The organism is Candidatus Symbiothrix dinenymphae (genome assembly GCF_001431085.1).
The window spans coordinates 1-650 of the sequence record NZ_BBRU01000213.1; the positions used below are offsets into that span (position 1 = coordinate 1).

Annotated in this window: 2 protein-coding genes; both read left to right on the forward strand. The window is 37.7% G+C overall.

Going from position 1 to position 650, the window contains the following annotated elements; all coding sequences use genetic code 11:
- A partial coding sequence (locus ASC50_RS07470) for a hypothetical protein (RefSeq protein WP_226995360.1) occupies nt 1-211 on the forward strand: 211 nt, incomplete at its 5' end.
- A gap of 65 nt (nt 212-276) precedes the next feature.
- On the forward strand, nt 277-552 hold the full coding sequence (locus ASC50_RS02980) for a hypothetical protein (RefSeq protein WP_055430481.1): 276 nt from the start codon (nt 277-279) through the stop codon (nt 550-552).
- Nucleotides 553-650: the final 98 nt, after the last annotated feature.

Below are 650 nucleotides of genomic sequence, written 5' to 3' on the forward strand. Positions count from 1 at the left end.
CCTTTGCACCGTCAAATCAAACGCGTTATTTAATATGGTGTACAAAAATGGACGAGATGAGCTGACTACTCTCATAAAAGAAGAGAAGAAAATTCTCGAATTTTATGCCCGTTACAAGCAAGAAATTGTTGAGATGACTTCCTTACGGGAATGGGAGGCAGGGCTCAATGATTGTTTAGACATTCTAAGTAGTTATCTTCGAGAAGATTGAAAGAATGATGAATGTCCCCCAAGGGGCGGCTACGTTCTAATTATTAAAATAAAAAAAATACAAAAATGAATGCAAAATTAGAGTTAGAAAAATTAAGAAAAGAATTTGTATCTCTTGATACAGAGGATGAAAAGCAAAAATTTGATGAAAAGTTTCGTAGTCATATTGCATCACATTCAGCGGAGGAAAAAGCAGAGTTTGCCGATGCTTTTGTTGCCGGTGCAAAATCCGAAATAAAGCGCGCCAAAGAATTATGTCATTACATTGACGTGCGATTGAAAATGAATTCTCTTGCGAGAACGAGAATGGCTCGTGGTTTGTCATGCGCAACTATTGCGTAAAAAACGCACTGTTTATTTGAAAAACAAAAAGCCGCGGAAGTAGGAGACGGAGATGCTGTCGGTTTGGCTGTAATAACTGCCTTCTATGTCTTTGATAT

Coding starts and splice junctions, on each gene's coding strand:
- ASC50_RS02980 (WP_055430481.1), top strand. CDS start 277: ATGAATGCAAAATTAGAGTTAGAAAAATTAAGAAAAGAATTTGTATCT.